Here is a 22,691-nt window from a genome sequence, read left to right on the forward strand (position 1 = left end):
GGTCCCCGACCCCCTCACGGAGGCGCGCCCATGAGACAGTTCACCGCCGTCGTCAATCCCGCCGCGGGAAGCTCCAGCGGCACGGCGGCCCTGCTGCCCGTCGCCCGACTCCTCAGGGAGGCCGGGGCCCGGCTCGACACCCGCTACAGCCGCAGCCTCGACCACGCCCGCGCCCTGGCGCGGCAGGCGGCCTCCGACGGGCGGACCGTCCTCGCGGTCGGCGGGGACGGATGGCCGGCGCCGTCGGCGGGGAACTGAGCGGCACCGGCGCGGTGCTGGGCCTCGTGCCGTCGGGCCGCGGCAACGACTTCGCCCGGGCGCTGGGGCTGCCCGGCGACCCGCGGGCCCTCGCCGAGGTGCTCCTGCACGGCTCGCCCCGCAGGGTCGACACCATCGCAGTCGCCTCCGCGGCGCACGGCGGGGTGTCGGTGCTGGGCAGCGTCTACGCGGGCGTCGACGCCGTGGCGAACCGGCACGCCAACCGCTCCCGGCTGCTGCGGGGCTCCGCTTCCTACTACGCGGGCGGCCTGCGGGCGGTGGCCGCCTGGCGGCCCGCCGCCTACCGGATCACCGTCGACGGGGCGCTGCTCGAACGGCACGGCTACACGGTGGTCGCCGCCAACTCCGGCTTCTACGGCTTCGGCCGGCTCATCGCCCCCGACGCCCGCGTGGACGACGGGCTGCTGGACGTCGTGGTGGTGCGCGACGCCCCGAAGCGGCTGTTCTTCACGATGATGAACGAGCTCAAAACCGGTGCCCACCTGGCCCGCCCGCAGGTGGAGGTGGTGCGCGGCAGGGAGATCCGCATCGAGGCCGACCGCGGACTGCCGTACGGCGCGGACGGCGAGGTCGACGCAGCGCTGCCGGTCACCGTACGCGTCCAGCCGGGCGCGCTGAACGTCCTCGCCTGAACCCCGCCGGCCGCACGTCCCCGCTTGCACGTCCCCGGGGAGGTCGGAACGTACGGGGCGTCCCGGCCCGAGGCGCGCAGCCGCTCCAGGACCGCCGGGAAGTCCGTCGCGGCAGCGTCCGCGGCCCGCGGTGCGCCCGTCTCGCCGACCGCCTCGGGGCGCCAGGTCGCCCATGAGCGGGTCGCCCGGCTTGCTGCAAGGCGGGGGCGGCCTGGTGCCGGCCGCGGGTGCAACCTCTCTGCCTGGTGGGTGCGTCGGCCGCCGCGCCGGCGGCGCCGCGGACTCGGGGGTCCCGGTCGCGCGGTCGCGGGTACGTCCGCGGGACGCGCGGCGATCGACCCGGCAGGTCGCCGACCGACCGGCCACCGCAACCGTTTTGCCCCCTTGTATCCGGATAGCCATTCCCCATGGACAGTCTGAGAAGCCGGTCCGGACGGCCGCTGCTTACGGCAGCGGTGGTGCTGCTGTCCGCCGCCGTGCTCACCGGATGCCAGAGCGGGGGCGACGTGCCGCCCGACGCCTTCGAGGGGGTCGAGGTGGACTACCGGCAGGCGGTCCGGGCCTCGGCGGCGGAGGTCGCGGGCGGCGAGGTCGTGGCGACCGAGCTGACACGGCCCGAGTCCGCGGACCCGGTGTGGGTGACGCACGTGGCGGCTCGGAGCGGCCGGACGCACGCCGTCCGCGTGGACGCAGCGACCGGCAACGTCCTTCACACGGCCCGGGCGCAGCGCGCCTGGGAGGGGATGGCGCCCGAGGAGCTGCGCGCCCTCCTGGACGAGGCGGCGGTCCCGGTCGACGAGGCGGCCCGTGAGGCCCGCGGTGCCGTCGAGGGTCCGGTGACGGCCATCCGGCTCGACGCGCACGACGGTGACCCGCTGTGGGCGGTCGACATTGTCAGCGACGTGCCGGGCGGCGAGGTCACCACTCGCCTCGTGGACGCCCGCACCGGCGAGGTGCTGGACCGGCCGTGAGCTGCGGCGCGCGGCGGCGGGCCCCGGCCGACCGCGCCCCGATGCCCGGCCCCGAGACCGGACGCGTTCCGCTTCCCGTGGAGCGGCGCTTCAAGGGGGCGCCGCTCCATGCGCCGTCCCCAGCGGCCGGCGGGCGCTTCGCAGCAGGGCGCGCCCAACCGCCTTCCGCGGGCCCGGTACCGCGCGGGCGGGCGGCGCAGTACCGTGCCCGCTCGCGATCCGGCCTCCGGCCCGGCCTCACGCCGTACGGACGGAGCGGGGCGGCATCAGCCCGTCACCGGTCGGAAGCGCCGGGCTTCCCCCGTGCCAGGGCCAGGGAAAGGAACGACAGGGCGATGAGCGCGCTGCCCACCGCGATCAGGAACGTGACCGGCCCGTCCCGCAGGCCGCGCCGAGGTCCCTGCCCGGTGGGCGGACTCGTCAGGGCGGTGACGTGGAGTCGGTACGGGACATGACGGCCTCCTTCCCGCGCGTCTCCCCGCCGCGTGGGCTCGTACACCGTGCGGGCCCCCCGTCAGCGCGCTTCGGACAGCGAACGGCGGTGCTTTGCCGGAGCGGCACTGATCCCGCGCGCCCCGCCCGACCGGGGTGCGGGGGCTCGGCCGTGCGGCGGGCGGGGGCGCGCGGCCGTGCGGCGGGCGGGGGCTCGGCCGTGCGGCGGGTCACTGCTCCGGAGAGGGCGGGGTGAGACCGGGTGTCGCGTCCTCGTCGACGTACGTGGGTGTTTGCGCGTGCATCTGGAGCGCCACCTCCCCGGCCCGCTCGAACCGCAGCGTCACCCACGCGTAGTCGCCGCCCCGCAACTCCTCCTTGACCCCGCGCAGCAGCAGGTGCGGCTGCCCCTCCGACAACTCCACCAGCTGCCGCGGCGGCACGTCCAGCGCGCCCCGGGGGGACCCGTCGGCGGTGACGATGTCCACCGACTCCGCGATCGTCGTCGCACCGCCGAGGAGCCGGTCGGCGGTCTGCGCCTCGTTGTAGAGCCACAGGTGCACGGGGACGTCGGCGCCCACCTCCCACGGGCCGTTCGGCGGCTCGGCCATGTGGGCGTAGCGGATCAGCATGGCCCCGACACGGGCATGGGCACCGGGCGGGTGGTACTCGCCGGACGTGGAGTCGCAGCCGACGAGCACCGCGGCGGCGAGACAGCCGCTCACCAGCCCGCAGGCCGCCCGACGCAGACGGAGACCGAGACGTCCGCGGCTCTTCATAGAGTGGTCCTCACCTTGGTGCGCGGGTACGGATTCGCCTGCACGTATGCCCGAGCGCCCGCCCGGGCTGTCGGCGGTTGGGCCGGATGGCGGGCAGAGGCGCCACGGAGGTGGCAGCCGACCCACCGCGTCGCGCGCCCCCGGCGGCGCGGACTCGACCGAGGCCCGGGCGGCGGTGGCCGCCGGCGGGCACGGGCCGACCGGCGGACCGCCGCGCGGGGCGGCGCCGGCGGTCCCGCGGAGGCGTCCGAGCAAGCGGGCCGGAGGAAGGCCCGGCGCCGCCGCCCGGAGGCTCCTTCCGGCCGGCGCGGAGCCGCGCGCGGCTGCGCCCGGCTCAGGGTTTCCCTCACCGGGCGCAGGAAAGGTCGAAGGGCATGCACGCGGTGGCGCGGCCGGCCCGCCCAGGAGGTGCCGCAGGCCGACCGCGCCGCGCGTGCCCGCGCTGCCGGGCGGAGCGGCGCCGGCCTGCGCGGCCTGCGTACGGACCGGTGCCGCCGCCCTACCCGGTTGCGCTGCGGGCCCTGAGGGCTCACGCCCGCTCGGGGGTCACGCCCGCTCGTCGGGGTCGTCCTCGAAGTCGGCCTCGATGCGCTCCTTGCGCACCCGGCCCTCCACCGTCTCCTCGTCGGTGTACTCGTCGGTGGTCAGCCGCACCCGCTCGACGGGCTCGGTGCGCTTCTCCACGACCGGCCGCTCCTCGTGCAGGGTGACCTCGTGCTCGGCCTCGGAGATCTCCGGCCCGGACAGCGCCGCGTCACGGTTGCCCTCCGTGATGGGCTCGCGCTCCAGGCGGACCTCCTCGTGGCGCACCGGGATCGTCTGCTGCACCTCCTCGGTCACGACGTACTTCCGCAGCCGCGCCCGGCCGGCTTCCCGGCGCTCGACGCCCACGTGCATCGACTCCTCCGAGAGGGTCATGGCGTCGTCGCGGCCGCCCCGGCTCTGCTGCCCGTCACCCCAGTCGACCTCGAAGTAGTCGTACAGGCGGCGCTCCTCGTCGGCGGAGAGGTGTCCGCCGGCTTCGACGTCCGTCTTCGGGGCGCCCTTGACCTTCTCCTTGTCGTACGGCACCTCCAGGTGGTCTTCCACCACGTCGGCGTCGTGCACGGGGACGAAGGACTCACGCGACCCGAAGAGCCCGGTCGAGACCGTGACCCACTCCGGCCGGCCCGTGGCGTCGTCGAGGAAGACGTGCTTGGCCTCTCCGATCTTGCTGCCGTCCCGTGCGTAGACGGGCCGGTCCAGAACTGCTGGTACCTGTTCGCGGGTAAGCACGATGGCTCTCCTCAGCATCGGTGTCTTCAGGGTCTCTGCGACGCGTATCCCCGCCCAAAGCCGACGAACAGGATGAAATCCGTACATCTAAGCACTTCAAGACGAGGTGTCAGGGGCACGCGTCGGCCGGCGGCCGCCCTGTCGCGGACCCGCCGCGCCCGCCCGCGCGGGAGGCCGGCCCGCCACCCGTACGGCCCTGGCGGCCCCAGTCGCCCGACTTGCGCCTTCCCGCAGGTCAGAGCGTCCGCGGCACGTGCGGTCGAGGGCCTGTTCGCGTGGCGTGCCGGTGTGCCGCGTGTGCCCGACGTAGCGTCGGAGGCGGCGTCCCGGGCAGTTGGGCCGGGGGCGTTCGGTGATGGCACGAGGAGCAGCAGATGCCGACGGGAACGGTGAAATGGTTCAACAGCGAGAAGGGCTACGGCTTCATCGAGCAGGACTCGGGGGCGCCTGACGTCTTCGCCCACTACTCGGAGATCAACGGCAGCGGCTTCCGCGAGCTGCAGGAGGGCCAGAAGGTCTCCTACCAGGTCGCCCAGGGCGACCGCGGGCCGCAGGCGACGGATATCACCGGGCACTGACCCGGTCCTCCCGGCGGGGCGCCGTGCCGGTGGCCCCAGCGGGAGAAAGGGGTGACGGCTCCGCTTCCGGAGCCGTCACTTCGCAGGTCACCGCGGTGCCGACCGCCTGACCGCGACCGTCGCCCCGGCGGCCGCCATACCGAACACGCAGACGGCGGCACCCGTCGCCACGTTGTTCCAGATGACGCCCGCGCCGGCCCCGTGGTCCACCGTGGCCACCCACGGCGCGATGATCAGCCAGATGCCCAGCGGGACGGCCGCCCAGGCGACCCTGGCCATCCGCTCCGGTGCAAGCGCCAGGCACAGGCCGAGCAGTGCGACGGCGATACCGGCGATCAGGTTGTTGACCGCGAGGCTCGCCTCCGTACCGGAGAAGTGCACCACCCACGGTGAGACGGCCGCATAGACACCCGCCAGCATCAGAAGCCCCTCGGCGGCCGCGGCGGTCCCGCGCGCGGCGGTCTCCTCCCTCGGAGCCCGCGTCTCCGCGTGCTCGTAGTGCCTTCCTGTGTCAGCTGACTGCCGCGAGTACGCCATGTCACTCGCATCCTTCCGCGACTCGACTGACCGGTTCTCCACACCGGACGGGGTACCCGCGCGGGCACGGTCCACCCGCGGCGGCGCGTCGTCGCGGCTGCGGGGCCCGCCTCCGTGCTTCACCGCCGCCGGCGGGCGTCGTCGCGCCGCCGGCGGGCACGCAGGCCGTTCAGCTTGGCCGTGCCGCAGTGGACCTGCCGGATGACGCCGCTCTCCCGCAGGACCCGGAACTGGTGCGTGCTCGTCGACTCGGCGACGGGCTCGCCGTGGCGGGGGCCGGCCCCGAACCGCAGGTCCACCCGGCCCGGCAGGCGCCTGGAGCGGCTACGGCCCATCGGCCTGCCGGGCCGCGGCGGACAGGACGGCGTCCAGCAGGCCGGGGAAGAGCGCGTCCAGATCGTCGCGGCGCAGGCCGTTCAGCTTGGCCGTGCCGCAGTAGGTCTGCCGGATGACGCCGCTCTCCCGCAGGACCCGGAAGTGGTGCGTGCTCGTCGACTTGGCGACGGGCAGTTCGACGTGCGAGCAGGAGACCTCCGACCCGGCCGCCGCCAGTTCGCGGACCACGCGCAGCCGCATCGGGTCCGAGAGGGCGTGGAGCACGCCTTCGAGGCGGATCTCGTCACGGGCGGGGTGCGCGAGCTCGCGCGGACCGGTCGCGGCGGGTGTCATGCGGGCTCCAGGGGGGTCGACTCCCCACCATTGTACGAAACTCATCGTAGTTTGACATCTGCCGTACTACGAGGGCTATCGTACAAGCCCTGCACCGGTCCCGCCCGAATGGAGTCCGCCGTGAGCGCGCTGTTCGAACCCCGCACCCTGCGGTCCCTGACCGTCCCCAACCGCGTCTGGATGGCGCCGATGTGCCAGTACAGCGCCGACGCCGCCGGACCCGGCACGGGCGCCGCCAACGACTGGCACTTCGCCCACTACGCCGCCCGAGCGGCGGGCGGCACCGGACTGATCCTGCTGGAGGCCACGGCGGTGTCCCCGGAGGGGCGGATCAGCCCGTACGACCTCGGCCTGTGGAACGACACCCAGGCCGAGGCGCTGCGCCGGATCACCGCGTTCCTCAAGGACCAGGGCACCATCCCGGGCATCCAAATCGCCCACGCGGGCCGCAAGGCCTCGACCGACCGGCCCTGGAAGGGCGGCGCTCCCGTCGGCGAGGAGGCACACGGCTGGCAGCCGCTGGCCCCCAGCGCGGTGCCCTTCGACGAGGGCCACCCGGTCCCCGCGGAGCTGGCGCAGGAGGACATCGACCGCGTGGTCGCGGATTTCGCCGCCGCCGCGCGGAGGGCGCTCGCCGCGGGCTTCCAGGTCGTCGAGATCCACGGCGCCCACGGCTACCTCATCGGCGAGTTCCTCTCCCCGCACAGCAACCACCGCTCCGACGCGTACGGAGGATCCTTCGAGAACCGCACGCGGTTCGCGCTGGAGGTCGTGGACGCCGTGCGGCAGGTGTGGCCCGACGACCTGCCGCTGTTCTTCCGCATCTCGGCGACCGACTGGCTGGAGGACCGGCCGGGTTGGACCGCCGACGACACCGTGCGGTTCGCCGCGCTGCTGCGGGAGCACGGCGTCGACCTGCTCGACGTGTCCAGCGGCGGGAACGCCCCGCGGGTCCGCATCCCGGTCGGGCCGGGCTACCAGGTGCCCTTCGCGGCCCGTGTGCGTGCCGAGACGGGCATGCCGGTCGCCGCCGTCGGCCTGATCACCGAGGCCGAGCAGGCCGAGAAGATCGTGTCCAACGGAGAGGCGGACGCGGTGCTGCTCGGACGGGAACTGCTGCGCAACCCGTCGTGGGCGCAGCAGGCGGCCCGGCGCCTGGGTGCCGAGCCGCACGTCCCGGACCCGTACCACCGGATGGTGTGACCACGGCGCCCCCGCCGGCATGCGGAGGACCGCGAGGGCGGGGGCGAACCGCGGCCTGAAGTGGCGACTGCAAAGCTGCAGGAGCGGGCCGTCGCCGGCGGCCCGCGGAACGCGCGGCGCACCCGGCGTCCGCGGTGCGGCGGGGGTGCGCGGCGACGGGCGCGGAAGCCCGTGCGACCGTCACCGCGCCCTGCGCGCCGAGGGCGCGAGGGAAGGGGTGCCGCGGAGGACAGCCGGACGCCGCGACGCGCCGCAGGTGGCGGGGGTGCGGCGTACGTCACGGGGCGCCCGGAAGCGGCTGCGGGCTGCGGTCGGCCGGGCCGGACGGCGAACGGAACCCCGGCAGGCGCCGCCAGGGCCGACGGCGGTGCCTCCGGCACGGGGGATTCCGGCCAATCCCCGGATGCCGCTGCCTGGTCATCGGTGAAGAACACCCCCGCGCGGTCGCCACGGGGCGTTGACATCGCGTGAGCGAAGTGTGAAGGAGCGGCCTCCGCCCTCCACCGACCCTACGAAGGACTCCACGGGCGCGGGGGGTTCGCGGCGCCGGTCGACTCTTCGCGCGGGCGGGGAGAGACGGCCGCCGCGCGGTGGTGACCCCTCCCGCGGCACCCTGCCCCCTCCCGCGCCCCAGCGGCCCGGTCCCCGCGGGCGCATCGGCCTCAAGCCGCAGCTCACGCAAGGGTGGGCGCCTTGCCGGTGCGGGCTCTGGAGGGGCCTCCTTCGCCCGCCGCACCGGCGCGGCCGGGCCGTGCGCGGCGGGTGGTCGCCCGATGCCGACCACCCGGCGGCGAGCCGCATCCCGGACGGTGCCGCATCCTCGGGGGACGTGCGGGCCCGAGCCGCTCCCGCACCCCTGCCGGCATGGCCGGATCATGTCGGCCGAGAACTCTCCTCACGCAATAGCGGAAAACTTTTGCGCATGATTCGGCGTGAGCGGGTAAGCGGCCCCATGTCCCCCTGGGGCGTCCGCGAAACGAGCGCAACCGAGAGGAGTCGAGGTGAGCCCGACCATCACGGCGACGGCGGAGACCAGTGTCGGCGAACTTGCGGAGGCGCCCGGACTTCCGGAAGTAGCCGACCCGAGTGCGGTCAGCCCCCGCGACGCGCGGGAGCTGTCGAGACTGTTCTTCGACCGGCTGGCCGAGCTGGAGGAAGGGACGCCGGAGTACCAGTACATCCGCAACACCCTCATCGAGATGAACATGTCCCTCGTCCGCTACGCCGCCGGGCGGTTCCGCAGCCGCGGCGACGAGATGGAGGACATCGTCCAGGTCGGCATGATCGGGCTGATCAAGTCGATCGACCGGTTCGACCTGGCGCGGGGCGTGGAGTTCCCCGCCTTCGCCGTTCCGTACATCGTCGGTGAGATCAAGCGGTTCTTCAGGGACACCACCTGGGCCGTGCACGTCCCCCGCCGGCTGCAGGAGGCGCGGGTGACGCTGGCCAGGGCCACCGACGAGCTGACCACCCGGCTCGGCCGCAGCCCCACGGTGCGGGAGATCGCCGAGCTGACCTCGATGAGCGAGGAGGAGGTCATCGAGGCACGCGTGGCGTCCAACGGCTACAACTCCGTCTCGCTGGACGCGCCCCTCGGGGCCGACGGCAACGACGACGACTTCGCCCTCGCCGACTACATCGGTGTCGAGGACACGACGATGGAACTCGTGGAGGACTTCCACTCCCTGGCTCCGCTCATGTCCACACTGGACGACCGCGCCCGGCGCATTCTGCACCTGCGTTTCGTGGAGGAGAAGACGCAGGCGGAGATCGGCAAGGAGATCGGCATCTCGCAGATGCACGTCTCCCGCCTGCTCTCCCGCACGCTCGCGCACCTCCGCTCCGGTCTGCTCACCACCCGCTGAGAACCGGCGGGACGGGAAGGCGTCCGGCCTTCCGCATCCCTGCACGCACCCTTCCGGGTGGTGTGCGCCCCCTACGGCCCATCAGAGCCATGGGCACGCGGTCCGCGGCCGTGCGGCGCATCCGCCGTGGACTCCCCCGGCGCATCCCCCCGCCCTCAGGTCGGACCCCGTCCGTCGTCCGTGCGGACGAGAGGACCCGGGTCGCACACCCCACACGCTCGCGTCCCGTTGTCTCCTTGCACCTTCGCGACGCGTGGAACGGAGACAGACGCGTGGAACGAAGACAACGGAGAAGGGGCCCCGAGCGGGCCGGGCGGCGTCCCGGCCGCGGGCCCCGGTGACGTGGCCCCCGGGGCGGTGGCGGGCCCGGCACGGGGACCGCGGGCCTCGAACCCGCGGCCCCCTAGCCGGACGGCCCCCACCGACCGGCGCCCCTGTCGGTCGGCGCGGACCGTCGGCACGACAGCGAACGACGACACGGAAGGACCAGGCTGTGCGGAAGATCGGCGTCGAGGAGGAACTCCTGCTCGTGCATCCGGACACCGGCGAGCCCAAGGCCGTGGCCGGGGCGATCCTGGCCGCGAGCGGCCCGGCGGACGCCTTCGAGGCGGAACTGCACCGCGAGCAGCTCGAGTTCGCCACTGAGCCGCACACCCGGATGCGCGCCCTGGAAGCGGAGGTGCGCAGGTGGCGCGCGTCCGCCGCGCGGCACGCCCTGGAGGCCGGTGCCCGCCTCGCGGCCCTGGCCACCTCCCCCATGGAGGTCGCCCCCACGATCGGTTCGGACAAGCGGCACCGGTGGCTGGCGGAGGAGTTCGGGCTGACCACGCAGGAGCAGCTGACCTGCGGCTGCCACATCCACGTGGAGGTGGAGTCGGACGAGGAGGGCGTGGCGGTCATCGACCGGGTCAGGCCGTGGCTGGCCACGCTGCTGGCGCTCAGCGCGAACTCCCCGTTCTGGCAGACCGTGGACAGCGGCTACAGCAGCTACCGGAGCCGGGTGTGGGCCCGCTGGCCTTCGGCGGGGCCGGTGGAGGTCTTCGGTTCGGCCGAGCGGTACCACGAGCGGGTGCGGGCGATGCTCGACACCGGGGTGCTCCTGGACGAGGGGATGGTCTACTTCGACGTCCGGCTGTCCCACCGCTACCCCACCGTGGAGTTCCGGGCCGCCGACGTGTGCCTGGAGGCCGATGACACGGTCCTGCTGGCCATCCTGGTCCGCGGGCTCGTGGACACGGCGGCGCGCGAGTGGCGGGCCGGCGAGGCGCCGCGGCCGGTGGGCGTGAGCGAACTGCGGCTGGCGTCGTGGCGGGCCGCGCGCTCGGGTCTGTCCGGACCGCTCCTCCACCCGGAGTCAGGCGTCCCTGCCCCGGCGGAGGTGGTGGCGCACGCCCTGCTCCAGCATGTGTCGGACGCGCTGTCCGACACGGGTGACCTCGGTGAGGCGCGGGAGCGGCTGTCCGAGCTGCTGGGCCGGGGCAACGGAGCCGACCGCCAGCGGCGCGTGAGGGAGCGGGAGGGCGACCTGTCCGCCGTGGTGGCGGACGCGGTGTCCAGGACGGTGGCGTGAGCCGGGGCCGCCCCGCCCCACCGCACACGCCCCGCACCGGCTCCGGGTCCGCACCCGGCCCCGTCGCCGGTTCCGCCTGCGCCCCAGCCCGGGGCCGCTCCGACGCCCGTCCCGGCTTCCCGCCGGGGTTCGGTTCCCGCAGCGGCCACGGCTACCGGCCCTGGTGCGGGCCTGGCGCCGCCGCGGAACCGGCCCGCGGGCCGGGCCCCGGCGCCGGTTCAGCGGCGGATCCCCACTGCTCCCTGCGCCCCGACCGCCGGTGTGCACGCCGCCGCGTCGGGGCGCCGGCGTCCGCACGGCACCGCGTGGATGCCGGCAACGGGCCGGGCGCACCGCGGCGGCCCGCTGCCCGGCGCCGCCGCGGCCCGTTCAGGCACATGGGCGCCTCCACGGCCCTTCAGGCGCACGGGCGCCGCGCGTAGCAGAAGAGGTGCTCCTCCGGGTGCCCCGCGGGCGCGTCCGGGCGGAACTCGGACACGGCGTGGTGCAGCACGTCGAGGCCGCAGTCCTCGCGCAGCAGGCGCACGTACTGCTCGGCCGGGAAGCTGGAGACCCGGGCCCGGCGCCCCATCCACACGATCTCCGCGTCCTCGACGTCCGCCGGCACGGTCGCGCTCACCAGGTAGCCGCCCGGGGCGAGCCAGCCGGCCATGCGCCGCAGCGCCGAGGACGCCTCCGCCCGGGTCATCATCAGCAGCGGGAAGAACGCGCACACCGCGTCGAACCCGCCTTCCGGCGCCTGGTAGTCCCGCACATCGCACTGCTCGAACCGCGCGGCGGGCACGCGCTGCCGGGCGAGGGCCACCATCCGGCCGGACACGTCGATGCCGGTGACCTCGTGACCGGCCCGTGCGAGGGCCCCGGCCACCGGGAGCCCGGTGCCGCTGCCCACGTCCAGGATCCTGGCGGCCGGACGCAGCCGCGCGGCGAGCCACTCCACGGCCGCCCGCTGCTCCGGCAGGTGGCCGAAGGCCCTCTCGTAGTCAAGGCCGAGGTCGTCGAAGAGTTGCGCTGCCGACAGGGCCCGCTGGGCGGGACCGCCTTCCCCCATGGCTGCTCCTTCCGCAGGACCGGCCGTGCGCCGGTGCCGGACGACCTACCCGCGGGGCGGCGCCGCCATGTCGGCGGCGAGGAGCGCCGCGCTCCGGTGCGCAGGCGGGGGACAGCCGCGGGGTTGGATCGGGCAGCAGGGGCTACCCGCCGCGTATGGGAGCACACGACAGCAACGCACACGGCAAGCCTCCGGAAGAACGTCCGGAGCAGTACGGTCCCGGGCCCGAGGTCGAGCGCCGCGCGCCGGACGGGCTCAGCGACATGCCGAAGCGGTCCTGGCGCGAAGTGCTGCGCGGGACGCTGAAGGAGTTCAAGAAGGACGAGCTGACCGATCGGGCCGCCGCCCTGACCTACTACGGCATCCTGTCCGTCTTCCCCGCGATCCTCGTGCTCGTCGCGGTGCTCGGCCTGATGGGCAGGTCGACCACCGACGCCGTGCTGGACAACATCCGAGAGCTGGCGCCCGGCCCGGCACGGGAGGTCCTCACCGAGGCGGTGCAGCAGCTCCAGGGCAACGCCGGGTGGGGTTCCGCCATGGCGATCCTGGGCGTGGCGCTGGCGGTGTGGGCCGCGTCCGGCTACGTGGCCGCGTTCATCCGCACCTCCAACGCCGTCTTCGACGTGCCGGAGGGCCGGCCCGTGTGGAAGGTCCTCCCGCTGCGGCTCGCGCTGACGGTCCTGCTGCTGGTGCTCGCGGTGATCAGCGCCGTGATCGTGGTGTTCACCGGTGGGCTGGCGCGCCGGGCCGGTGAGGTGCTGGGGCTCGGCGACGCGGCGGTGACCGCGTGGTCGATCGCGAAGTGGCCGGTGCTCGTCCTGCTCGTGGCCCTGCTGATCGCCCTCCTGTACTGGGCGTCCCCGAACGCCAGGCTCCAGGGCTTCCGGTGGGTGACCCCGGGCAGTCTCCTCGCGCTGGCCCTCTGGCTGCTCGCGTCCGCGGGGTTCGCCCTCTACGTGGCGAACTTCGGGTCGTACAACAAGACCTACGGCACCTTCGCCGGTGTGATCATCTTCCTGATATGGCTGTGGATCACGAACATCGCCATTCTCCTCGGCCTGGAGTTCGACGCGGAGACGGCGCGGCAGCGCGTCATCGCGGGCGGGCACCCGCCCGAGGACGAGCCGTACACGGAGCCGCGCGACACCGCCAAGTGGGACGAGGACGACCGGCGGCGGCTCGAATGACGGCGGCCCGCGCGGCACCGCGCGGGCCCAGGCCGTGGCCTGCGGGCCCAAGCCGTGACGCGCGGGCCCAAGCCGTGGCCTGCGGGCCCAAGCCGTCACGCGCGGGCCCAAGCCGTCACGCGCGGGCCCAAGCCGTCACGCGCGGGCCGCCCCGGGCGGCCCGCGACGGACCGGAAACGCGGGCGGCCGGGCCGCAGCCCCGTGCCGCAGCCGCCGCTACGCCGGGGTGATCATCCGTGCGAGTTCGTCGCCGAGCTCGTCGAGCCGGCGGCGTTCGGTGGCGGGGAACTCGTGGCGCGCGATCACCGTGCGGATCTCGCGGTGGTAGCCGTGCAGGAGCGGGTGGTGCTCCGGCGCCACGATCCAGGCGAGCTCCTGGAGCAGCCGCAGCAGCCGCGCCAGCACCTCCGGTTCCGCACCGCCGTAGCGCAGGGGCTGGTGCACGGCGAGGTCCAGCAGGTCGGAGAGGCGGGGGCGGTGCAGCACGGCCCGGAGGCGGTGGTCGTCGTCGTACAGGAGCCGCGGCCCCAAGGGGCGGCCCGCGAGGTCGCACAGCAGGGCCGAGGAGTGCGACAGGGCGTGCACCGCGGTCGTCGGGTCGTTGACGCCGGGCGACAGCGCCCGGACGGCGACGTCGGTGAGCTGGCGCAGGGGGAAGGCGATGTCCTGCCGGTCGGTGCGCTCACGCGCGGTGGAGACGGCTTGTGCCGCCTTGTGCAGGATCCGCTCCTGCTCGTCGGCGGGAAACGGCGTGCCGTCCCGCCGCCAGACGCGCCCGATGGCCGTGCCGGCGATGATCGAGCTGCCGGGGAGCCGGTCCACGACCACGATCCCGTCCGCCTCGGCGGCGGCCTCCAGCAGCGACCGCTCGTGGACCCGGTCCAGGAACCCCGACCGGGCGGCCGGCAGCGGCACCGCGTGGGGCGGCGGCTCGGGGACCTCGCCGCCCGACTCGGCCCGCGGGCCGCCCTTGAAGACCCGGGCGGCGGTCTGCTCGGCGTCGTGATGGACGCGGGCGATGAGGGTCTCCACCCGCAGTTCCAGCGCCAGGTGGGACAGGAACTGCACGAGAGCCACGACACTGGCCAGCGCCAGGACGAAAGCGAGCGTCACCGACGCCTGCGGCACGAAGGGCTGCTGCCCCTCCTCGGCGGTGCGCACCGTGCGCAGCACGGTGAGCGCGTACGTGAACGTCGCGAGGAACAGCGCCAGGGTGACCTGCACGTTCCGGTCGGCGGAGAAGGTGCGCAGCAGCCGCGGTGAGTACTGGGAGCTGGCCAGCTGGAGCGCCACCACGGTCAGCGAGAACGTCAGCGCCGTGACGCTGATCAGCGACCCGGCGATCGCTTCGAGCACCGTGCGGGCGGCGGCCGATCCCCCGCCGAACAGGTAGGTGGCGGCGTCCCCGGTCCCGGTGCCGATGCGCTTGTCCAGCTCGGGCAGGGCCACGCCGACGACGACGGCGAGGACCACGCCGACCGCGGGCAGCGGCCACAACTGCGTCCGGAGGGCCTCACGCATGGCGGCGGGGGTGCCGTGCGCGCCGTGTGCAGCGCCCGCGCGGGACGGGGGCGTGCCATGCGGAGACGTGCCCTGCGGAGACGTGCCGTGCGGGGGCGCGCGGTCCGCCGCGGGCGGCTGCGGGAGGGCGCTCCGCGCGGGCGGGCGTCCTATGGGGTACGGGGCGGCGGGCCGTGCCGGGTTTCCGGTGCTCCATGGAAGGCCACTATGCAGCGGCGCCGTGTGCGCGGCGGTGTTCGACCCGCCGGGTACGTCGAACAGACTCGGACGGCGCCGGACCGCACGCCGCGTGGATGCGCGGCCGTGACGGCACGCCGTCCGGCGCGTTCATCCGCCGGCTCGGTCGGCCCGGGAGGGTCGGCCCCGCGGCTCAGTCCGTCACGACGGTGGCGTACGGGCCCACTTCGAGGAGGTGGTCCCCGGGGATCCGGCCGTCCGTCGTGATGAGGTGGCGGACCTCTCCGGTGGCCTCGTCGAAGTCGATGTCCACGAGCGTGCCGCCGCCGACTCCCGTCTCGGCCAGGACCGGCTTGTCGAGCGGGTCGTGGCGGAAGTGGGCGGGATCGGCCGGTTCGATGTCGCGCTCGTCCCTGATGCGGTCGGAGGCGTCGACCGTGACGGCGTCGGAGCCGAACGCGTGGATCCGGTCCCACTCGACCTCCGGCCGGGCCCGCCCCTTCGCCTTGAGGCGCAGGCCCGTGATCCGTGCGGGGGATCCCGCCACGGTGCAGGTGCTGACGGTGCCGACGGCCTCCGCCGTGGTGAGGTCGACGACGGGTCGCCCTTGGGCTTCGCTGAACAGCATCGCTACCCCTCCTGTCCGGCGTCGTCGGCGCCGGTGCGCCGCAGTGCTTCGGCGGCGGACTCGAACCCGTCGAGGTCTCCGGCCCTGTGCCGGGCCGCGGCGTCGGGCACGACGATCCGGTCGCCCGACACGGCGACGGGGCCGGCCACCGGCACCAGGACCCTGCGCCGCTCCCGCGTCTCGACCTCGTAGCCCGCGACCACCGGGTCCCGGCCCGTCTCGATGATGACGTCGGTGACCGTGCCCATGAGCGTGCCGTCACGGGTGATCATCGTGGCGCCCAGCACGCCGACGCCGGAGCCGCTGCGGGACGCCTTCTTCCTCGTCTTCCTGTTGTCCTCTTCGAGCGTGTCCTCGTCGCGGACCATCACCGCGTCAGGGCCGAGGCCGTGCACGTCGGCCCAGGACAGGGTGCGGTGCAGCGGTCCGGCGAGGAGGCCGCGACCCGACAGCGTGAAGGCCGACACGGAACCGCGGGCGGGGTCGAAGACGACGTCCTTGACCTGCCCGACGTCCTCGCCGTGCAGGGTGACGACCGGGGTGCCGCTGATGTCCCGCGCCCTCGTGTACGTGGTCATCGCGGGCCTCCTTCCTTGCCGTCCCCCGACCCTCCGCGGGCGATCACCCCGCCGGCGCGGCGCCGGGCCTGTACGGCGAGGGCGGCCGCGGCGACCACCAGGAGGACCGCCGCCGCGATGACGAGCCAGATCCACCACTCCATTGCCAGCTCCCTCCGGCCGTCGGGCCGGCCCCGCGTGCGCAGCGGGCACCCGACCGCGTGATGCCCACCGGGTACCCGTCCGGGGCCGCCCACACCTGCCCCTTGCCCGGTCCCGTCCGGGCGAGGGGCGGCCGGGGCACGCCCCGGCGGCCAGTGGGCGGCGGCCGGGCCCCCTCAGCGCGGGCCCGCAGCGGGGGCCTGCCGCAGCCGCGGAACGCCGGCAGGTCGGGACAGCGGCCGCCGGGACCACCGCGGGCGCCACGACCGTACGCGGCTCCGGCTGCCACGACCGTACGCACGTACGCACGGTGCCGCCGCCGAGGACCGTGCGGCCTTGGACCGCGCCTCAGCGCCGGATGGTCGCGGCCACGCGCGCGGACGACGGCACCGTGGAGGCCCTGGAGTACGCGGACGTGCGGTTCGCGCTCTCAGCGGTGCCAGCCGGCGAATCGGCTACGCCAGTGTGACGGCGGCCGGCGCCCAGCGCAGCACGGCCGCGCAGAGGGCGGCTCCGAGCAGGAGCGAACCGGCCGCGAGCGCGGCGGTCTCCGTGCGCACCCGCGCCCTGGAGGGCGGCGCGGGGCGGGGCCGCCTCCGCGAGCGGAACGCGGAGCGGCCCCGCCACTCCACGCGGACCTCGGGGGCGTACCGCCGCACCGCCGCGGCCAGTTCCTCCCCCCTGGTGCGCCACACCTGGCCCGGTACCCGCACGGTTCCCGAGTCCGTGCCGATCACCACGTGGTAGGCGCGGAACGTGGGCCTCCCTTCGGCGTTGCCCTCCAGTCCGGCCTCGACGGCCTCATAGCCGAGGGCGACCGTCCGGACGGTGCCCCACGGATGGGTGTCGTCCCCGACCGCGAGGCCTTCGGGGGTGCACCGGACGAGCACCCGGTCCGCGTCCCATCCGAGCATCAGAGGCACCAGGACGCCCACCGTGAGCATGGCCCCGGCCAGGATGTACAGCGCCCCGAAGAGGAGCAGCCCGAACCAGTCGTCCACGGAGCCGGCGGAGCGGACGGCGGCGAACAGCACCACCGTCCCCAAGGCGCCCACGAGGACGGCGGCGGCGACGGACCCGCGGGAGTGGAGCCAGTCGTCCCAGAACTCCGCCGCGCCGCCGTGCGCCCCGGTGCCGTCGGCTGCCGCCCGCTCCCCGTGCCTCTCCGCGCCCATGTGCTCCCCCTCGCCCTGCCGGACAGGCACGGCCCGGCGCCCACGTCGATGGTGCGGCTGCCCCGGGCGTCCGGTCAATGCCCGACCGGACCGGCGTGCGGGGCGGCGGACGGCGGGCGCTTCCCGGCGTCGCGCGCCGGAGAGACCGCCGGCCGTGCCTGACTGACGGCTCGTCAGAATATGGTCTCCGCAGGTGAGTCGAGCGGAATCCCGGCCACCTCTGTCCTCTGTCCGAAGCCGCCCCTACACTTCTGCTCCCTGCACCTGACCCCGTCGCAGGTGCCTCGCGCTGTGGGGGTGGTCGGATTGAGTGGCGGAGCGTTGCCGCGGGAGTACCGGGTGGGTGCCGGGCGAACGGTCCCGGTGGTCGTCGCGGTGGTCCTCGCGACGATCGGCGTGCTGTTCCCCGTGTGGACGGACGAGGAGATCGCGGGCTGGGTGAAGTGGCTTGTCACCCTCGGCCTCGTGGCCTTCTTCGCCTGGCTGGTCATCGGATCCGCGCGGGCGGCGACCGTGGCGGACGCCGCCGGCCTGCGGGTGCGCGGCCTCGTGCGCGTACGCCGCCTGGCCTGGACGGAGATCCAGGACATCCGCGTGGAGGTCAACCACGGTGCGGCGATGAACCGCAACGCGCCGGGCCTCGTGTCGTACGCCTACGGCCCGCGCGGCAGGCAGGTGCAGTTGATGTACGTGGACGACGCTCACGTGGACCTCGACCGCGAGATCGGGTTCCTGCGGCGCGTGTGGGAGGAGCGGCGCGGCGACGCGTGGGCCCCGGACGCAGGGGCCGCGGACCGGATCGGCCGGGGCGAGGCCAGGCGCCTCGCGGTGATGTCCGGCATCTCGTGGGCGATGCTGTCCTTCATCCCCCTGACGCTGCTCATGCTGCTGGCGCTCTTCACGAAGGTGCCGGACGCGCTGAAGGACGTGCTGACGCCGTGGATCATCATGGGCGTCGGCGTGCCGGTGGCGTTCCTCGTCGGCACGTGCCTGTCGTACCTGCGGGAGCGCCGGACCGGCTGAGTCCCCGGGCGTCCACGAGGTGGCCGGCCCCGCGGTCGGCCGTCTTCCCGGCGGGGCAGGGCGGGGCTGCGCTGCCCTGGGTCCGGTGCGGGGCCCGTGCGCGGACGGCCCGGTGCGTGGACAGCCCGATGCCCGGACAGCCCGGTGCGTGGACGGTCCTCCGGCTGGCGGGTGCGGGGCGGCGCGTCTGCCAAGCAGTCGCAGGTGGCAGGCGGGTGCAGGACGGCCGTGGCTGCAACGCCGCCGGTATGCGACGGTGGGCCGCATGGGCACCGAGCACGCATCCGGCCGCGGCCGGGACCGGCGGCACGAGCACGGCCAGGGGCGGCCGCGGCGGCAGCACAACCAGGGGCGCGGACACCCTGAGCATCCGTCAGGCGGCGGCCGGGCGGGGCTGCGCCACCGCGCGGTGCACCTGTTCAGGCCGCACTCGCACGCGACGGCGGACAAGGTGGACGGGGCGCTGGAGTCGTCGGCACAGGGCATGCGGGCCCTGTGGGTGTCGCTCGCGGTGCTGGGGGCGACCGCGGGTGTGCAGGCGGTGGTCGTGGCGCTCTCGGGGTCCGTGGCGCTGCTGGGCGACACCGTGCACAACGCCGCGGACGCGCTGACGGTGCTGCCGCTCGGGGTGGCGTTCGTGCTGGGCCGGCGGGCCGCCACACGACGCTTCACCTACGGGTACGGCCGGGCGGAGGACGTGGCGGGCATCGTCGTCGTCCTGGTCATCGCGGCGTCGGCGGCCTTCGCCGCGTACGCCGCGGTGGACCGGCTGTTCGCCCCCCGGGAGGTCGGCCACCTGCGGGCGGTCGCCGCCGCGGCGGTGGTCGGCTTCCTCGGCAACGAGTGGGTGGCGCGCTACCGCATCCGGGTCGGGCGGCGGATCGGCTCCGCGGCCCTGGTCGCCGACGGGCTGCACGCCCGCACCGACGGGTTCACGTCGCTGGCGGTGCTGCTGAGCGCGGGCGGCACGGCGGTCGGCTGGTCGCTCGCCGACCCGGTGGTGGGCCTGGCCATCACCGCCGCGATCCTGCTGGTGCTGCGCGACGCGTGCCGGGAGGTGTTCCGCCGGGTCATGGACGGCGTGGATCCGGCCCTGGTGGACCAGGCCGAGCAGGCCCTGCTCACGGTCCCCGGGGTACTGGCGGTGGGAGAACTGCGGCTGCGGTGGATCGGGCACCGGCTGCGCGCCGAGACAGCCGTCGTGGTGGACGGCGCGCTCTCGTTGCGGGAGGCGCACGCGGTGGCCGTCGAGGCCGAGCACGCGCTGCTGCACGCGGTGCCGCGGCTCACCGCCGCACTGGTGCACGCCGACCCGGCACCGGAGCCGGGCGGTCCTGACGCCCACGCCGCACTCGCGCACCACATGCCCTGACCCGCGCGCGTCCGGCGGTGTGCGGGCGCGGGAGCGCCGGAGGGCGGACGGTACGGCCGCGGTGTTCCGCCAGGCGGCACAGCCGGTGGCCGGCAGGCGGGCGGTACGGCACGGGGCACTGGTGCGGCGACCGGTACGGGCCCGGCGCGGCGGGCGGTACGGTACGGGCCCGGCGCGGCGGGCGGTACGGGGACCGGTGCGGCGGCCGGTACGGGCCCGGCGCGGCGGGCGGTACGAGGACCGGTGCGGCGGCCGGTACGGGCACTGGTGCGGCGGCCGGGCACGGCGGCGGGCCGCCGATCCGCCGGGGGGCCGACCCGCCGCCGTGCGCTGCGCCGCTCATGCCGCATTCGCGAAGGCCGCGGCCGCGATGGCGATGTCGGCGCGGGCGTTGATCACCAAGTGGACGCCGCTGAGGGCCGCTTGGGCTTCCAGGGCCCGCCGCACCGGCGCGCTGCGGGCGGTCACCGTCATCAGAATCCCCAGGCGCCTGCACAGGCGGTGGGCCCGCAGGACCACGCCGGTCGCGGCCGCGTCGGCTTCCGCTCCGTCGAATGCGATGACGACGGGGGCCGGGCTGTGGCCGCGGGCCAGGTCGCCGATCTCCTTCACGAGCGCGGCGCGGTCCCGTACGTCCGGTTCGCGCTCCAGCCTGATGACGAGCACACCGTGCTCCCACGCGTGGGTGAGCATCCGGCTCGCCCCCCTTCCGAGGCCTGTGCCGTGCCCTCTCCGGCTACCCCGTACGGAGCAGGGAATGCGGCCGGAGCAGCCTGCCGCCGCTGCGGCAGGGCCCGGCCGGGCCGCCGCCCCGGCGGACGGGAGGCGGCGGGCCCGGTCGGCCGCCGCCGTCATGCGGCGGCCGGCGGCGGGGGCGCACAGCTGACGGCCCCCGCAGCCGCGGCGCGGGCGCGCCGGGCTGCGCGGGGCCGCGGTTCGAGGTCAGCGCGCGGCCTTGCGGGCCACTCCGACCGTCATCCCGGCTGCCGCGAGACCGACCAGGCACACCACGGCTCCGGTGACCACGTTGTTCCAGATCATCCCCGCGTCGGCGCTGTGGGTGGCCGTGGCCGTCCACGGGGAGATGATCAGCCAGATGCCCAGCGGGACCGCCGCCCAAGCGAGCCGGAACAGCCGGTCGGGCGCCGCGGCCAGACCGAGGGCGAGGACCGCCACGGCGATGCCCACGATCAGGTTGTTCAGGGTGAGGTTCGGTTCCGTACCGGAGAAGTGGACGACCCAGGGGGAGATGGCCGCGTAGACGCCTGCCAGCATCAGCAGCCCCTCGGCCGCCACGGCGCCTCCGCTGGACGCCGTGCGTTCCAGACGCGCCCGCATCTCGGCGAGCTCGGGGTGGCCTCCGATGTCGGCCGGCTGTCGCGAGTACGACATGGTCCTCGCTTCCTCTCACAACGGGGTTTACGCGCTTCTTACACCCCGCCGGGTTACCCGCACCGCCCGCCCCACGCGTCCGCCACACCCTGAATATGCCTGCGCACGATGCCGTGCGCCCGTCCGGCGTCGTCGAGGTGCGGACGGAGAGGCCCACCCGGTCGCCACCGACCCGGCGGGATGGTCCCGCGACCACCTGCGGCCCCTCGCCGAGACGGGCGGCCGCTGCGGCGTCGACCTCGCCGGCCCGCCCGGCGGCAGCTCCGGTGGACCTCTGGCCTCGCTGAGGTAGAAGGCATCCGATCGGGTGGGCAGCCGCCCGGAACCGGCCCTGCCGCTCCTGCGGGACCTGCGCGAGGCCCACCTGGCGGCCGCGCGCGTCGCTGCACTGGGAGACGCCCGCCCAGGCGCCCAGGCGCACCCGGCTTCCCGGCCCCGCCTCCTCCTGCCACCCGCAGGCCCCGCGGCAGCTGCGCTGGACCAACACCATGCCCAAGAACCTGGCGCCGCAGGCACTCACTTCCCTGGAGCCGGCCCCGCGGAAGCACCGACCAACCGCTCGCGGTCCGGGCGGTAGAGTCGGTGCACAGCAGGCGGGACATACGGAGAGGTGCGGCGTGAAGCGGCCGACGATGGCGGACATCGCGCGCCGCGCGGGCGTGTCCAAGGTGGCGGTCTCGTACGCGCTGAACGACCTGCCGGGGGTGTCCGAGGCGACCCGTGCCTCCATCAAGAGCATCGCGGCGGAGCTGGGCTGGCGCCCCAACAGCGCCGCCCGCGCGCTGACCGGGGGCCGGGCGCAGGCGGTGGGGCTGGTGGTGCGCCGGCCGGCCAGGACGCTCGGCGTCGAGCCGTTCTTCATGGAGTTCATCAGCGGTGTCGAGGGCGTGCTCTCCGAGCACGGGTACGCGCTGATGCTGCAGATGGCCACCACGCAGGAGAACGAGATCGAGGTGTGCCGCCGGTGGTCCGGTGAGCGCCGGATCGACGGGGTCCTCCTCATGGACCTGCTCACCGACGACGCCCGACTCCCCGCGATCCGGGCGCTCGACCTGCCCGCCGTCGCGATCGGCCCGCCGCACGCGTCCGGCGGGCTGCCCGCGGTGTGGTCGGACGACGCGGCGAGCGTCCACGAGATCGTCCGGTACCTCGCGATGCTGGGGCACCGGCGGATCGCCCGCGTCGCCGGGCCGGCGGAGCTGGCCCACACGGCGGTGCGGGACGCCGCCCTGCGCGACGCGTGCCGGGAGGCCGGCATCCCCGAGGCAGCGGTGGTCCACACCGACTACACCGGTGAGGAGGGAGCACGGGCCGCGCGGGCGCTGCTGATCGCGCCCCGGCGGCCGACGGCGCTCGTGTTCGACAACGACATCATGGCCGTGGCGGCGCTGTCCGTGGCGCAGGAGCTGCACCTCTCCCTGCCCGCCGACCTGTCGATCGTGGCGTGGGACGAGTCGCCGCTGACCCAGGTGGTCCGCCCGATGCTGTCGGCGGTCACCCGGGACATCGCCGCCTACGGCGCGCGTTCGGCGGCCGCGCTGCTCTCCCTCATCGCCGGCGAGGAGGTCGGCGACATCCGCGCGGGCTACGCGCACTTCGTGCCGCGCGCCAGCACGGGCCCGCCGCCCGGCGAGCCCCCGGCCGGGCCCTGACCGG

22 protein-coding genes and 1 pseudogene are annotated in these 22,691 nt (G+C 75.2%); 10 read left to right on the forward strand and 13 right to left on the reverse strand.

All coding sequences use genetic code 11. The features are described 5' to 3' along the window. Positions 1-30: 30 nt before the first annotated feature. Positions 31-911 (forward strand): annotated as a pseudogene (locus tag L6E17_RS28090) (YegS/Rv2252/BmrU family lipid kinase). A gap of 407 nt (positions 912-1,318) precedes the next feature. Beyond that, positions 1,319-1,882: a PepSY domain-containing protein gene (locus tag L6E17_RS28095; RefSeq protein ID WP_236243463.1), complete on the forward strand. Its 564-nt coding sequence runs from the start codon at positions 1,319-1,321 to the stop codon at positions 1,880-1,882. A 662-nt stretch (positions 1,883-2,544) separates the two neighbouring features. Here the strand turns inward: L6E17_RS28095 and L6E17_RS28100 are convergent. Continuing rightward, positions 2,545-3,093: a copper chaperone PCu(A)C gene (locus L6E17_RS28100; RefSeq protein WP_236243464.1), complete on the reverse strand. Its 549-nt coding sequence runs from the start codon at positions 3,091-3,093 to the stop codon at positions 2,545-2,547. Between the two features lie 546 nt (positions 3,094-3,639). After that, the gene (locus L6E17_RS28105; protein WP_236243465.1) at positions 3,640-4,368 is read right to left on the reverse strand and encodes a DUF2382 domain-containing protein; all 729 of its coding nucleotides are present in this window, start codon (positions 4,366-4,368) and stop codon (positions 3,640-3,642) included. A 374-nt stretch (positions 4,369-4,742) separates the two neighbouring features. Here L6E17_RS28105 and L6E17_RS28110 point away from each other — a divergent pair, with 374 nt between their 5' ends. After that, complete coding sequence (locus tag L6E17_RS28110; protein ID WP_236243466.1) at positions 4,743-4,946, forward strand: cold-shock protein; 204 nt, start codon at positions 4,743-4,745, stop codon at positions 4,944-4,946. Between the two features lie 87 nt (positions 4,947-5,033). Here the strand turns inward: L6E17_RS28110 and L6E17_RS28115 are convergent, their stop codons facing one another. From L6E17_RS28115 to L6E17_RS28125, 3 genes are all read right to left on the reverse strand, one after another. Next, the gene (locus L6E17_RS28115) at positions 5,034-5,483 is read right to left on the reverse strand and encodes an SPW repeat protein (protein WP_236243467.1); all 450 of its coding nucleotides are present in this window, start codon (positions 5,481-5,483) and stop codon (positions 5,034-5,036) included. Between the two features lie 119 nt (positions 5,484-5,602). Next, a complete protein-coding gene (locus L6E17_RS28120; RefSeq protein WP_236243524.1) occupies positions 5,603-5,782 on the reverse strand; it encodes a hypothetical protein in 180 nt (59 codons plus the stop codon). Positions 5,783-5,807: 25 nt separating this feature from the next. Further along, a complete protein-coding gene (locus tag L6E17_RS28125) occupies positions 5,808-6,152 on the reverse strand; it encodes a helix-turn-helix transcriptional regulator (RefSeq protein WP_236243468.1) in 345 nt (114 codons plus the stop codon). A 120-nt stretch (positions 6,153-6,272) separates the two neighbouring features. Between L6E17_RS28125 and L6E17_RS28130 the strand changes: the two genes are divergently transcribed. The 3 genes from L6E17_RS28130 (at position 6,273) to L6E17_RS28140 (ending at position 10,790) form a co-directional block, all read left to right on the forward strand. Then, positions 6,273-7,355, forward strand: coding sequence for an NADH:flavin oxidoreductase/NADH oxidase (locus L6E17_RS28130; RefSeq protein ID WP_236243469.1), 1,083 nt, complete (start codon positions 6,273-6,275; stop codon positions 7,353-7,355). Between the two features lie 1,013 nt (positions 7,356-8,368). Further along, on the forward strand, positions 8,369-9,220 hold the full coding sequence (locus tag L6E17_RS28135) for an RNA polymerase sigma factor SigF (protein WP_236243520.1): 852 nt from the start codon (positions 8,369-8,371) through the stop codon (positions 9,218-9,220). 493 nt (positions 9,221-9,713) lie between these two features. Next, positions 9,714-10,790 carry a glutamate--cysteine ligase gene (locus L6E17_RS28140; RefSeq protein WP_236243470.1) on the forward strand — a complete coding sequence of 359 codons (1,077 nt, stop codon included), beginning with the start codon at positions 9,714-9,716 and terminating at the stop codon, positions 10,788-10,790. A gap of 397 nt (positions 10,791-11,187) precedes the next feature. Here L6E17_RS28140 and L6E17_RS28145 read toward each other — a convergent pair whose 3' ends face one another. Beyond that, positions 11,188-11,841 carry a bifunctional 2-polyprenyl-6-hydroxyphenol methylase/3-demethylubiquinol 3-O-methyltransferase UbiG gene (locus L6E17_RS28145; RefSeq protein ID WP_236243471.1) on the reverse strand — a complete coding sequence of 218 codons (654 nt, stop codon included), beginning with the start codon at positions 11,839-11,841 and terminating at the stop codon, positions 11,188-11,190. A 155-nt stretch (positions 11,842-11,996) separates the two neighbouring features. Between L6E17_RS28145 and L6E17_RS28150 the strand changes: the two genes are divergently transcribed. Beyond that, positions 11,997-13,028 carry a YihY/virulence factor BrkB family protein gene (locus L6E17_RS28150; protein WP_236243472.1) on the forward strand — a complete coding sequence of 344 codons (1,032 nt, stop codon included), beginning with the start codon at positions 11,997-11,999 and terminating at the stop codon, positions 13,026-13,028. 216 nt (positions 13,029-13,244) lie between these two features. Here the strand turns inward: L6E17_RS28150 and L6E17_RS28155 are convergent, their stop codons facing one another. The 5 genes from L6E17_RS28155 to L6E17_RS28175 all read right to left on the reverse strand — a co-directional run bounded on the left by L6E17_RS28155 (position 13,245) and on the right by L6E17_RS28175 (position 17,248). Then, the gene (locus L6E17_RS28155) at positions 13,245-14,549 is read right to left on the reverse strand and encodes a DUF2254 domain-containing protein (RefSeq protein WP_236243473.1); all 1,305 of its coding nucleotides are present in this window, start codon (positions 14,547-14,549) and stop codon (positions 13,245-13,247) included. Between the two features lie 370 nt (positions 14,550-14,919). Further along, complete coding sequence (locus L6E17_RS28160; RefSeq protein WP_236243474.1) at positions 14,920-15,354, reverse strand: PRC-barrel domain-containing protein; 435 nt, start codon at positions 15,352-15,354, stop codon at positions 14,920-14,922. A 2-nt stretch (positions 15,355-15,356) separates the two neighbouring features. Beyond that, entirely contained in the window at positions 15,357-15,932 is a 576-nt protein-coding gene (locus L6E17_RS28165; protein ID WP_236243475.1) for a PRC-barrel domain-containing protein, read from the reverse strand. Further along, complete coding sequence (locus L6E17_RS28170; RefSeq protein WP_236243476.1) at positions 15,929-16,075, reverse strand: hypothetical protein; 147 nt, start codon at positions 16,073-16,075, stop codon at positions 15,929-15,931. The genes L6E17_RS28165 and L6E17_RS28170 overlap by 4 nt, the downstream gene beginning before the upstream one ends. 453 nt (positions 16,076-16,528) lie before the next feature. Continuing rightward, positions 16,529-17,248 carry a hypothetical protein gene (locus L6E17_RS28175; protein WP_236243477.1) on the reverse strand — a complete coding sequence of 240 codons (720 nt, stop codon included), beginning with the start codon at positions 17,246-17,248 and terminating at the stop codon, positions 16,529-16,531. Between the two features lie 339 nt (positions 17,249-17,587). Between L6E17_RS28175 and L6E17_RS28180 the strand changes: the two genes are divergently transcribed. Together L6E17_RS28180 and L6E17_RS28185 are read left to right on the forward strand one after the other, a co-directional pair. Then, positions 17,588-18,271 (forward strand): PH domain-containing protein, encoded by a 684-nt coding sequence (locus tag L6E17_RS28180; RefSeq protein ID WP_236243478.1) that lies wholly within the window; start codon positions 17,588-17,590, stop codon positions 18,269-18,271. Between the two features lie 265 nt (positions 18,272-18,536). After that, positions 18,537-19,643, forward strand: a complete 1,107-nt coding sequence (locus L6E17_RS28185) for a cation diffusion facilitator family transporter (RefSeq protein WP_236243479.1) — start codon at positions 18,537-18,539, stop codon at positions 19,641-19,643. A 339-nt stretch (positions 19,644-19,982) separates the two neighbouring features. On the opposite strand, the gene L6E17_RS28190 is transcribed toward L6E17_RS28185, so the two are convergent. Both L6E17_RS28190 and L6E17_RS28195 read right to left on the reverse strand, forming a co-directional pair. Further along, positions 19,983-20,336 carry a hypothetical protein gene (locus L6E17_RS28190; RefSeq protein WP_236243480.1) on the reverse strand — a complete coding sequence of 118 codons (354 nt, stop codon included), beginning with the start codon at positions 20,334-20,336 and terminating at the stop codon, positions 19,983-19,985. 249 nt (positions 20,337-20,585) lie between these two features. Then, positions 20,586-21,035 carry an SPW repeat protein gene (locus L6E17_RS28195; protein ID WP_236243481.1) on the reverse strand — a complete coding sequence of 150 codons (450 nt, stop codon included), beginning with the start codon at positions 21,033-21,035 and terminating at the stop codon, positions 20,586-20,588. 617 nt (positions 21,036-21,652) lie between these two features. On the opposite strand from L6E17_RS28195, the gene L6E17_RS28200 reads away from it, so the two are divergent. Then, positions 21,653-22,687 carry a LacI family DNA-binding transcriptional regulator gene (locus L6E17_RS28200; protein WP_236243482.1) on the forward strand — a complete coding sequence of 345 codons (1,035 nt, stop codon included), beginning with the start codon at positions 21,653-21,655 and terminating at the stop codon, positions 22,685-22,687. The last annotated feature ends 4 nt before the right edge of the window (positions 22,688-22,691 follow it).

This window comes from Streptomyces sp. CC228A, from assembly GCF_021390935.1.
Lineage (GTDB): Bacteria > Actinomycetota > Actinomycetes > Streptomycetales > Streptomycetaceae > Streptomyces.